Raw genomic sequence first — 11,724 nt, 5'->3', positions numbered from 1 at the left:
GCCCCCGATCATGATGACCCTCGCCCCCGCCCGGCCGTCGTCACGCTCGGCACCGGGTCCAGTCCAGACTGCCGTCAAACCGTCGGCTCCTGGCATGGGCACCCGCTCCTCCGGCTTCTACCGGCACGATCTGGACGGTCTGCGCGGGGTCGCCATCGCCCTGGTCGCGGTGTTCCACGTGTGGTTCGGTCGGGTCTCCGGCGGGGTCGACGTCTTCCTGGTCCTGTCGGGTTTCTTCTTCGGCGGACGCCTGCTGCGCGGGGCGCTCACTCCCGGCACCACCCTGCGTCCGGTCCCGGAGGTCACCCGGCTGATCCGTCGGCTTCTCCCGGCGCTGGTCGTGGTGCTGGCCGCGTCCGCGGTCCTGACGATCCTCATCCAGCCCGAGACACGGTGGGAGACGTTCGCCGACCAGAGCCTGGCCAGCCTGGGCTACTACCAGAACTGGGAGTTGGCGCGCACCGCGTCGGACTATCTGCGTGCGGGCGAGTCGGTCAGCCCGCTGCAACACATCTGGTCGATGTCGGTGCAAGGACAGTTCTACATCGCGTTCCTGGCGCTGATCCTGCTGTCGGCGTTCGCATTCCGGCGTCCGCTCGGGCGGTACATGCGCGTCGCGTTCGTGGCGCTGCTGACCGGTCTGACCGTCGCGTCATTCGTCTATGCCACGATCGCCCACAACACCGACCAGGCCGCCGCCTACTACGACAGCTTCGCCCGGGCGTGGGAACTGTTGCTGGGCGCGCTGGTCGGGGCGGTCGTGCCCTACATCCGCTGGCAGATGTGGTTGCGCACCATCGCCGCCACCGTCGCGCTCGCGGCGATCCTGGCCTGCGGGGCCCTGATCGACGGCGTGCGCGAGTTCCCGGGTCCGTGGGCGTTGGTACCCGTGGGTGCGACGCTGCTGTTCATCCTGTCGGCGGCCAACCGCCACGCCGACCCGCACACCCGCGGTCGGATTCCCGCGCCCAACCGACTGCTGGCGACCAAACCGTTCGTCGCGCTGGGCGCGATGGCCTACTCGCTGTACCTGTGGCACTGGCCGCTGCTGATCTTCTATCTCGCCTACACCGGCAACTCCCGGGTCAACTTCGCCGAGGGGGCCGCCGTCCTGGCGGTCTCCGGGGTGTTGGCCTGGCTCACGACCCGCTACGTCGAGGATCCGCTGCGGGCCCGCTCCTCGTCGGCCAAGGCCCGGGTGACCACGGTGCCGCTACGCAAGCGGCTGCGCAGACCCACGATCGTCCTGGGCTCGACGGTGGCGCTGCTCGGCGTGGCGTTGACGGCGACATCGTTCACTTGGCGTGAGCACGTGATGGTGCTGCGGTCCAACGGCAAGGAACTCTCCGGGCTGTCGGCCCGCGACTACCCGGGTGCGCGCGCCCTGGTCGAGAAGGCCAAAGTCCCCAAGCTGCCGATGCGTCCCAGCGTCCTGGAAGCCAAGGAGGACATTCCGCAGACCACCGTCGACGGGTGCATCAGCGACTTCGACACCATCAACATCATCAACTGCACCTACGGCGACCGGACCGCGACCCGAACCATCGCGCTGGCCGGCGGCTCACATGCCGAGCACTGGATCACCGCCCTGGACATCCTCGGACGTCTGCACCACTTCAAGGTCGTCACGTACCTGAAGATGGGTTGCCCGCTGACCACCGAAGAGACACCGTTGGTGATGGGAAACAACGATCCGTATCCCAAATGCCGGGAATGGAACGACCGCGTGCTGCCCCGGATCATCGCCGACCGGCCCGATTTCGTCTTCACCACCTCCACCCGACCCTGGAACATCAAGCCCGGTGACGTGATGCCGTCCGGCTACCTCGGCATCTGGGAGGCGTTGACCGACAACGGAATCCCGATCCTGGCCATGCGCGACACACCGTGGATGGTACGCGACGGCGACCCGTTCCTGCCGAAAGACTGCCTGGCCGACGGCGGCGACGCCATCTCCTGCGGGATCGAACGATCCGAAGTACTCTCGGATTCCAACCCGACACTGGATTACACCGCGCGCTTCCCGTTGCTGATGCCGCTGGACATGAGCGATGCGGTGTGTCGTGCCGACTACTGCCGAGCCGTGGAGGGAAATGTGCTGCTCTACCACGATGCTCATCACATCTCGTCGACCTATATGCGCACCATGACCGATGAACTCGGCCGTCAGATGGGCATCGCCACCGGATGGTGGAAGGGCTGATGTCCACCGCCGAGCCGGCCTCGTTCCCGATGGTGTGGCCCGGAGCCCCGTATCCACTGGGCGCCACCTACGACGGGGCGGGCACCAACTTCTCTCTTTTCTCCGAGGTCGCCGACCGCGTCGAGCTGTGCCTGATCGCCAGGGACGGCAGCGAACGCCGCCTCGAGCTCGAAGAGGTCGACGGCTACGTCTGGCACTGCTATCTGCCGACGGTCACGCCGGGCCAGCGCTACGGGTTCCGCGTGTATGGGCCCTGGGATCCGGTCGCCGGACACCGGTGCGACCCCAGCAAGCTGCTGCTCGACCCGTACGGCAAGGCGTTCGACGGCGACTTCAGGTTCGGTCAGGCGCTGTACTCCTACGATCTGGAGGCCGACGACCTCGCCAGTGGAGGTGTGCCCCCGCGCGTCGACTCACTGGGCCACACCATGGTCAGCGTCGTGATCAACCCGTTCTTCCAGTGGGGGTCCGACCGCCCGCCGCGCACGCCGTACCACGAGACGGTGATCTACGAGGCGCATGTCAAGGGCATGACGCAGTCGCACCCCGACATTCCGGAGGAACTGCGCGGCACCTACGCCGGGCTGGCCCATCCGGCGATCATCGACCACCTCAAGTCGCTGAACGTCACCGCGATCGAGTTGATGCCGGTGCACCAGTTCCTGCACGACCACCGGCTGTTGGATCTGGGGCTGCGAAATTACTGGGGCTACAACACCTTCGGGTTCTTCGCGCCGCACAACGAGTACGCCGCGACCGGAAACGCCGGCGGTGCGGTCGCGGAGTTCAAGGCGATGGTGCGCGCCTTCCACGAGGCCGGCATCGAGGTCATCCTCGACGTGGTCTACAACCACACCGCCGAAGGCAATCATCTGGGCCCGACCATCAACTTCCGCGGCATCGACAACGCCGCCTATTACCGATTGCTCGACGGGGACCACCGGTACTACAAGGATTTCACCGGCACCGGCAACAGCCTCAACGCCCGGCACCCGCACACGCTGCAGCTGATCATGGACTCGTTGCGCTATTGGGTGCTGGACATGCACGTCGACGGATTCCGGTTCGACCTGGCCGCCACGCTGGCCCGCGAGTTCTACGACGTGGATCGCCTCAGCGCGTTCTTCGACCTGGTCCAGCAGGACCCGGTGGTCAGCCAGGTCAAGCTGATCGCCGAGCCGTGGGACATCGGCGAGGGCGGCTACCAGGTGGGCAACTTCCCAGGTTTGTGGACCGAGTGGAACGGGAAGTATCGCGACACTGTGCGTGACTACTGGCGGGGCGAGCCCGCGACCCTGGGCGAATTCGCTTCCCGGTTGACCGGGTCGTCGGATCTGTATGAGGCGACCGGTCGGCGACCGAGCGCCAGCATCAACTTTGTGACCTGCCATGACGGTTTCACCCTGACCGACCTGGTGTCCTACAACGAGAAGCACAATTGGGCCAACGGGGAAGACAACCGCGACGGGGAGAGCCACAACCGGTCGTGGAACTGCGGGGTCGAGGGGCCCACCGACGACCCGGAGATCAATGCGTTGCGGCGCAAGCAGATGCGCAACATCATGGCCACGCTGATGCTCTCGCAGGGCACGCCGATGATCTCGCACGGCGACGAGATCGGACGCACGCAGTCCGGCAACAACAACGTCTACTGTCAGGACTCCCAGCTGTCCTGGATGGACTGGTCGCTGTGCGAGACCAACGCAGATCTTCTCGAGTTCACCCGCAAAGTCGTGCGCTTCCGCAAGAGCCACCCGGTGTTCCGGCGTCGTCGATTCTTCGAGGGCAAGCCGATCCGCAGCGGCGACCAACTCCGCGACATCGCGTGGCTGACCCGCTCGGGCAAGGAGATGGAACTCGAGGACTGGGGGTCCGGGCTCGACGAGTGTGTCGCGGTGTTCCTCAACGGCGAAGCCATCTTCGCGCCCGGCGAACGTGGCGAACGTGTCGTCGGCGATTCGTTCCTGCTGTGCTTCAACACCCATGCCGAAGCTCAGGAATTCGTCACGCCGGACGGGATATACGCCCAAGCGTGGGAGGGCGCGCTGGACACCGCGCACCCGACCGGGGAGACCGACTTGGAAGTCATTGCCGGAGAGAAGATCTCATTGCACCCACGGTCCCTGCTCGTTCTGCGTAAGACGGCGTGACCATGGCTGTCCTGTCGACCTATCGACTGCAGATGCGCGGCGCGGCCAGCGGTGAAGCCTTCACCTTCGCCGACGCCGAGAACCTGGTGGACTACTTCGCCGACCTGGGCGTGTCGCACCTGTACCTGTCGCCGATCCTGACCGCCGCCGAGGGGTCGACGCACGGTTACGACGTCACCGACCCGACCACGGTGTCCGCCGAACTCGGCGGACCCGAAGGCCTGCACCGTCTCGCTGCGGCGGCACGCACGGCCGGCCTGGGATTGGTGGTCGACATCGTGCCCAACCACGTCGGCGTCGATGTGCCGCGGCAGAATCCGTGGTGGTGGGACTTGCTGACCCATGGCCGTCAGTCGCAGTACGCGTCGTACTTCGACATCGACTGGGATCTCGATCCCGCCGGCCGCATCGTGCTGCCGGTGCTGGGGTCCGACGACGACGTCGACGACCTGACCGTCGACGGTGACGTGCTGCGGCTCGGAGACCTGGCCTACCCCATCGCTCCCGGCACCGCTGACGACGGCGCCACGGGCGCGCAGGTACACGCTCGCCAGCACTACAAGCTGATCGGCTGGCGCAACGGCGTATGCGGTTACCGGCGCTTCTTCTCGATCACGTCGCTGGCCGGTCTGCGCCAGGAGGACCGCGGCGTGTTCGAAGCCACCCACGCCGAAGTCCGGCGGTGGTTCGTCGAGGGCCTGGTCGACGGGATCCGCATCGACCACCCGGACGGCCTGTCCGACCCGGCCGGCTACCTGACCTGGTTGCGCGAGGCCATCGGCCCGCAGGCCTGGCTGGTCATCGAGAAGATCCTGGCGGTCGACGAGGCGCTCGACCCCACTCTCCCGGTGCACGGCACCACCGGCTACGACGCACTGCGGGAAGTCGGCGGCATCTTCGTCGACCCGGCCGGTGTGGAGGCGTTGACCGCGCTGGTCACCTCCGCCGGCCTCGACTACGAGGCCATGGCCCACGCCGGCCGGAAACTGAAGGTCCAGGCCGTGACCGCCACGCTGGCAAGCGAACTCGCGCGCCTGTGCCGCACCATCGTCGCCGCGACCGGCCGCGACCACCCCCAGCTCGCCGATTCCGTGGCTGCGCTGCTGAGCCATGTCGGTGTGTACCGCTCGGACTACCGCGCGTTGTCGACCGTGCTTCCCGAAGCGTTCGCCGCGGCCGCCGCCGAGCATCCCGAACTCGACGACCCGCTGACACTGGTCGCCGCGGCGTTGGCCGCCAGCGCCGAGGTCGAGGTACGCCTGCAACAGTTGTGCGGAGCGGCGACCGCAAAAGCCATGGAGGACTGCCTCTTCTACCGCGACCCGCGGTTGGTGTCGCTCAACGAGGTGGGCGGGGAGCCCGACAAGTTCGGGGTCGGCGCCGCGGAGTTCCATCGCCGCGCCGGTGCCCGCGCCGCGCTCTGGCCGCACGCGATGACCACGTTGAGCACGCACGACACCAAGCGCGGCGAGGACGTCCGCGCCCGGATCGGGGTGCTTTCCCAGGTGCCGAGTCTGTGGGCGGAGATGGTGCGCGGATGGGAGCGGGTGAACCCCTCCCCCGATGCCCAGACCGGTCTTTTCCTGTGGCAGAACATTTTCGGGGTGTGGCCGGCCGACGGTGTCGTGACCGACGAGCTGCGCGGGCGGCTGCACGCCTACACCGAGAAGGCGATCCGCGAGGCGGCGCTGCACACCACCTGGAACGACCCCGACGAGGCGTTCGAGTCGGCCGTACACAGCTGGCTGGACACGATCCTCGACGGCCCGACGGCAACCGAGTTGACCGCCGTGGTCTCCCGACTGGACAAGCACGCCCAGTCCGATGCGCTGGGACAGAAACTGATCGCACTGACCGCTCCCGGCATCCCGGATGTGTATCAGGGCACCGAGCTGTGGGAGGACAGCCTGGTCGACCCCGACAACCGGCGCCGGGTCGACTACGCGGTCCGCCGCGCAGAGTTGGAGAAGATGTCGCATCCCAAGTTGCGGGTCGTGCGGTCGGCTCTGCAGTTGCGCCGCGAACGGCCCGAGACGTTCCTGTCCGGCGGGTATCGGCCGGTGCTCGCCGACGGCGACCACGCCGAGCACGTGGTGGCGTTCCTGCGCGGGGACGACGTACTGGTGGCGGTCAACCGCTGGAGCGTGCGCCTGGCTGACGACGGCTGGGGCGACACCACCGTGACGTTGCCGGAGGGCACCTGGACCGAACGTCTCGGCGGTGCGGTGTACAGCGGCACGGTGGCCGCCGAGGCACTGTTCGCCGAGCTCCCCGTCGCGTTGTTGGTGCGTGGCGATGTCTGAGCGCGAGTTCGCAGTGTGGGCACCCCTTCCCGAGCAGGTGCGGCTGGACGTCGACGGGGTGCTGCACCCGATGCGGCGCGACGACGACGGCTGGTGGCGCGCGACGGTCGAGGCGCAGCCGCAGGCGCGCTACGGTTTCGTGCTCGACGACGACCCGAAGGTGCTTCCCGACCCGCGTTCGGCCCGGCAACCCGAGGGTGTGCACGAACGCTCACAACTGTGGGAGCCCGCCGCGGACGCGTGGACCGATGACAGCTGGCGGGGTCGGTCCATCGAGGGTGCGGTGATCTATGAGCTGCACATCGGAACCTTCACGCCGGCAGGCACATTCGACGCCGCCATCGACAAGCTCGACCATCTGGTGGACCTCGGCGTGGATTTCGTGGAGGTCATGCCGGTCAACGCGTTCGGCGGCACCCACGGCTGGGGCTACGACGGGGTGCTGTGGTACGCCGTGCACGAACCGTACGGTGGTCCGGACGGACTGATCCGGTTCATCGACGCGTGCCACGCCCACGGCCTCGGGGTCCTCATCGACGCCGTCTTCAACCACCTCGGCCCGTCGGGCAACTACCTGCCGAAGTTCGGCCCCTACCTGTCGAGCGGTTCCAATCCCTGGGGCGAGTCGATCAACATCGCCGACGCCGGCGCCGATCAGGTTCGCCGGTACATCCTCGACTGCGCACTGCGCTGGATGCGCGATTTCCACGCCGACGGTCTGCGCCTGGACGCGGTGCACGCGCTGGTCGACACCACCGCCTACCACATCCTCGAGGAACTCTCGGCCGAAACCGACGCACTCTCAGCGGAACTGGATCGCCCGCTGTCGCTGATCGCCGAGAGCGACATGAACGATCCGCGGCTGATCACTCCGCGCGACGAGGGCGGCCTGGGCATGACCGCACAGTGGGACGACGACATTCACCACGCGATCCACACCGCGGTGTCCGGTGAACGCCAGGGCTATTACGGCGACTTCGGCACCTTGGAAACGTTGTCGGAAACGTTGCGCCACGGCTATTTCCACGCAGGTAGCTATTCGTCGTTCCGGCAGCGCCGACACGGGCGACCGCTGGACACCTCACGGATACCGGCGACCCGGCTGCTGGCCTACACCCTGACCCACGATCAGGTGGGCAACCGTGCGCTCGGGGACCGGCCGTCACAGAACCTGACCATGGGGCAGTTGGCCATCAAGGCGACCCTGGCGCTCGGATCGCCGTACACGGCCATGCTGTTCATGGGCGAGGAGTGGGCGTCGACGTCACCGTTCCAGTTCTTCAGCAGCCACCCCGAACCGGAACTGGCCCGAGCCACCGCCGAGGGTCGCAAACGCGAGTTCGCCGACCACGGCTGGGACGCCGACGAGATTCCGGACCCGCAGGACCCGGCGACCTTCGAGCGCTCGAAACTCCGATGGGACGAGGTCAGCGACGGCGAGCACGCGCAGTTGTACGCGTTCTACCGGGATCTGATCGCGCTGCGCCACAACGAGTCCGACCTCGCCGATCCGTGGCTGGACCACCTGCGCATCGACTACGACGAAGCCGCCCGCTGGTTTGTCATGCACCGCGGCAGCTTCGACATCGTGTGCAACCTCGGCACCGAGACCGTGGAGGTTCCGGTGTCGGGTGAGGCCGTACTGGCGTGGGGTGAGGTGACCGCCGCCGGTTCGGTGTGCCGGATGGGAGCGCACTCCGCCGCAGTGCTGCGCGTGAACCCCTAGAAGGTCAGGTCAGATAGCGGTACGTCGGCGAGCCCGGCTCGAGCAGTTCGATGTGGCACTCGGAGCCCTCCATCCGCTCCAGCAGGCCCTCGAGGTCGGCCGCCGACGCCAACTCGATGCCGACCAGCGCCTCACCGGTCTCGCGGTTGTTGCGCTTGACGTACTCGAACAGCGTGATGTCGTCGTTCGGTCCGAGTACGTCGTCGAGGAAGCGACGCAACGCGCCGGGCTCCTGCGGGAAGTCGACCAGGAAGTAGTGCTTGAGGCCCAGGTGCACCAGAGAACGCTCGAGCACCTCGCCGTAACGCGAGACGTCGTTGTTCCCACCGGAAATCAGACAGACGACGGTGGAGCCTGGTTCGAGGTCGGCATCGAGCAGCGCCGCCACCGACAATGCTCCGGCGGGCTCGGCGATGATGCCCTCGTTCTGATACAGGTCAAGCATCGCCGTGCACACGGCGCCCTCGTCGACCGTCGTCATCGACACCATGTCACCGGCGGCGGAGAGCACAGCGAAGGGCAGGGTGCCGACCCTGGCGACGGCTGCGCCGTCGACGAACTGGTCGACGTGCTCCAACGTCACGGGCGCGCCCCCGGCCAGTGCCGCCACCACCGACGCCGCGCCGGCCGGTTCGGCACCCAGCACCGAGGTCGCCGCCGTCCGCTCGGCGAGATAGGTGGTCATGCCGCTGATGCAGCCTCCGCCGCCCACCGGAACGATCACCACGTCAGGCTCAGCGCCGAGTTGGTCGAGGATCTCCACGGCGATGGTGCCTTGACCGGCCATCGTGCGCAGATCGTCGTACGGCGGAACCAGGGTGGCGCCGGTGCGTGCCACGTCGTCGATGGCGGACTGAGCGGCCATGTCGTAGGTCTTGCCACCGACGATCAGCTCGATGAACTCGCCGCCGTGGTAGCGGATCCGGTTGCGCTTCTGCTTGGGCGTCTTGGCAGGCACGTAGACCCGGCCGCGGATGCCCATCGACCGGCACGCCAGCGCGAATCCCTGCGCATGATTGCCGGCCGAGGAACAGACCACCCCGGCGGCGGTCTCTTCCGGGGTCAGCTGCATCAGGAGGTTGTAAGCGCCGCGCAGCTTGTAGGACCGCACCGCCTGCAGGTCCTCGCGCTTGAGGTAGACCTGCGCGCCGGTGATGTCGGACAACCGGTCACTGAATTGCAGCGGAGTCTTCGACACCACGCCCGAAATTCGCCGGGCCGCCTCGTCGATGTCCGCAGCGCACAGCGGCGCTCCAGCCATCTTCTCCTCGCGCGAGCGCTCGTCGGCGCGATCGAGGCGGTACTGCTGGCTCAGCTCGGTGGACACCGGTCAATGGTGCCACTGAGCAGCGGTCCAGCGGAAATGGGATCGCTGACCCCAACCGCTGACCGGTTCCCCCAATGCGGTGTTTCGGGTGGCCGAAACCTTGCGTAAGGGTTATCGTTGAACTCATGACCACCGCCGAACACGCTCGCGACGTCAGCGCACCGCGCGCTGCCACCGTCTCGATCGCCGGCGTCCCGTGGCCGGCGTACAAAGCGGTGGCCCTCGTCGTGGGATTCGTGACGTTCGCCCTGGTGGCTCTCGTCGCCTCCACCGCCGCACCCGCGGTGCTCACCGCGACCGGCGTCGCCACCCTCGTCTGGGTCGGTGGCGCCCTCACCACCACGATCCATCACTGATCAGGGCAACTCCGCGTCGGCCGCGACGATCGTGCGCAGCAGCACATCGGCACCGAGCACCAGGTCCTCCGCCTTCGTCGCTTCCTCCGGGGAATGACTGACTCCGTTCACGCTCGGTACGAACACCATGGCCATCGGCGCCAGCGCCGCCATGATCTGCGCGTCGTGTCCTGCGCCGCTGGCAAGCTCGACCCAGCGCGCCCCCAAGCCCTCGGCCGCTGCGACGATGTGCCCGGCCAGTCGCCGGTCGGTTGGCACGGGCCGCTGCAGCGGCGCCGCCGTCAGGCGGATCGTCGTCCCGGTCCGCGCGGCCACTTCGGCCGCCTGCCTGTCCAGCCGCGCCAGTCCCGCCGCCAGCCGACCGGCTTCACTGTCACGGATGTCGATGCCGAGCACCGCCTCCCCCGGGATCACATTGCGCGCTCCCGGTGCGACCCCGAGGATTCCGGTCGTTGCGACCCGGACATGACCGTCGGTGGCCAGAGCCTCGACGGCCAGCACCAGGTGCGCGGCGGCCACCGCCGCGTCGCGCCGACGCGCCATCGGCGTCGAACCGGCGTGGTTGGCCGCCCCGGTGATCGTCGCGGTCACCCCTACCTGACCGGTGATGGAGCTGACCACTCCGATACGTGCCTCTTCGGCCTCCAGCACCGGACCCTGCTCGATGTGCATCTCCACGAAGGCCGCGACGCGGTCGGGCGACCACGCCGCCCGCGCGATGCGCTCCGGCTCGCCGCCGGCAGACCGGATGCGCTCCGCCAGGGTGACGCCTCCGTCACCGGGCTTCGCCAGGTCTTCCGGTGAGAGCAGCCCCGCGATCGCCTTCGATCCCACCATGCCGGGTGTACCGCGCGTTCCCTCCTCATTGCTGAACGCCACCACGACGACGTCGTGCCGCAACGTCGTCCCCGAGTCGCGCACGGCCTGCACGGCCGCCAGGCCGGCCACCACGCCGGCCGGACCGTCCAGCGCCCCGGCCCGGGACACGCTGTCGAGGTGACTTCCGGTCAGCAGCGCACCTGCCTGCGGATCGCGGCCGGGCAGGCGGCCGAACAGGTTGGTGGCCTCGTCGACCCAGACCTGTAGACCCGCCGCCGCCATCCACGCCGCCACGGTGTCGCGCGCGCAGACGTCCTCCGGCGAGTAGGCCAGCCGGGTGACCCCGCCGGCAGCGTCGGCACCGATCGCGGCCAGACACCGCAACCGGTCCAGCATCAGGGCGCCGGCGACCGCCAGATCAGAAGCCGAGGACTTCATCGACCCGGGCATTGGCCGCCAAGTGCGCCTGGTACGCGCGCCAGCCACCGAAGTCGGCGATGTCGACGACCTTGTCGCCGGTCGCGATGCGGTCCGGCTGCAAGATCATGGCCCGCACCGTGGTTCCGTCGGCGAGCCGGATCGAGCCGAGTTCGAGCTCCTTGGGTTCCTGCGGCAGCAAGATGTCGAACAGCAGCTCGTCCGACATCTCGTAGAGCTCTCCGGTGATCGGCAGACCACCGCTGTCCACCGGGAACAGACCGGGGAATTCGTCGCGCACGGCGAAGAACCTGAAGTCCGGCGCGGTGGTGGCGGGACCGACGAGCTTCGCCAGACCGGCGATGCAGCCGTGGTCCTTCTGCCCCGACATGGCGGTGCCGTTGAGAAACATGTGTTGCATGA

At 67.9% G+C, this 11,724-nt stretch carries 8 protein-coding genes; 5 read left to right on the top strand and 3 right to left on the bottom strand.

Annotated elements, in window-relative coordinates; all coding sequences use genetic code 11:
- The first annotated feature begins 10 nt into the window (after positions 1-10).
- From ACQI46_RS11420 to treZ, 4 genes are read left to right on the top strand one after another with little or no spacing between them, the layout of a single operon-like run.
- Entirely contained in the window at positions 11-2,203 is a 2,193-nt protein-coding gene (locus ACQI46_RS11420; protein ID WP_427094097.1) for an acyltransferase family protein, read from the top strand.
- Positions 2,188-4,353: a glycogen debranching protein GlgX gene (gene glgX, locus ACQI46_RS11415; RefSeq protein ID WP_427094096.1), complete on the top strand. Its 2,166-nt coding sequence runs from the start codon at positions 2,188-2,190 to the stop codon at positions 4,351-4,353. Before ACQI46_RS11420 ends, glgX begins: the two co-directional genes overlap by 16 nt.
- Before the next feature lie 2 nt (positions 4,354-4,355).
- Positions 4,356-6,656, top strand: coding sequence for a malto-oligosyltrehalose synthase (treY, locus tag ACQI46_RS11410; protein ID WP_427094095.1), 2,301 nt, complete (start codon positions 4,356-4,358; stop codon positions 6,654-6,656).
- Positions 6,649-8,382 carry a malto-oligosyltrehalose trehalohydrolase gene (gene treZ / locus ACQI46_RS11405; protein WP_427094094.1) on the top strand — a complete coding sequence of 578 codons (1,734 nt, stop codon included), beginning with the start codon at positions 6,649-6,651 and terminating at the stop codon, positions 8,380-8,382. The genes treY and treZ overlap by 8 nt, the downstream gene beginning before the upstream one ends.
- Positions 8,383-8,386: 4 nt before the next feature.
- Here treZ and ilvA read toward each other — a convergent pair whose 3' ends face one another.
- Positions 8,387-9,643 carry a threonine ammonia-lyase IlvA gene (gene ilvA, locus ACQI46_RS11400; RefSeq protein ID WP_427094219.1) on the bottom strand — a complete coding sequence of 419 codons (1,257 nt, stop codon included), beginning with the start codon at positions 9,641-9,643 and terminating at the stop codon, positions 8,387-8,389.
- Positions 9,644-9,834: 191 nt separating this feature from the next.
- Between ilvA and ACQI46_RS11395 the strand changes: the two genes are divergently transcribed.
- Positions 9,835-10,065: a hypothetical protein gene (locus ACQI46_RS11395; protein WP_427094093.1), complete on the top strand. Its 231-nt coding sequence runs from the start codon at positions 9,835-9,837 to the stop codon at positions 10,063-10,065.
- On the opposite strand, the gene ACQI46_RS11390 is transcribed toward ACQI46_RS11395, so the two are convergent.
- Complete coding sequence (locus tag ACQI46_RS11390; RefSeq protein ID WP_427094092.1) at positions 10,066-11,322, bottom strand: Zn-dependent hydrolase; 1,257 nt, start codon at positions 11,320-11,322, stop codon at positions 10,066-10,068.
- On the bottom strand, positions 11,303-11,722 hold the full coding sequence (locus tag ACQI46_RS11385) for an allophanate hydrolase-related protein (protein ID WP_427094091.1): 420 nt from the start codon (positions 11,720-11,722) through the stop codon (positions 11,303-11,305). Before ACQI46_RS11385 ends, ACQI46_RS11390 begins: the two co-directional genes overlap by 20 nt.
- Between the last annotated feature and the right edge of the window lie 2 nt (positions 11,723-11,724).

It is taken from the genome of Mycobacterium sp. SMC-4 (assembly GCF_050205565.1).
Taxonomy (GTDB): Bacteria; Actinomycetota; Actinomycetes; order Mycobacteriales; family Mycobacteriaceae; genus Mycobacterium.
Note: the sequence above shows the minus strand (reverse complement) of the source record. Positions and strands in the feature narration are given on the sequence as shown.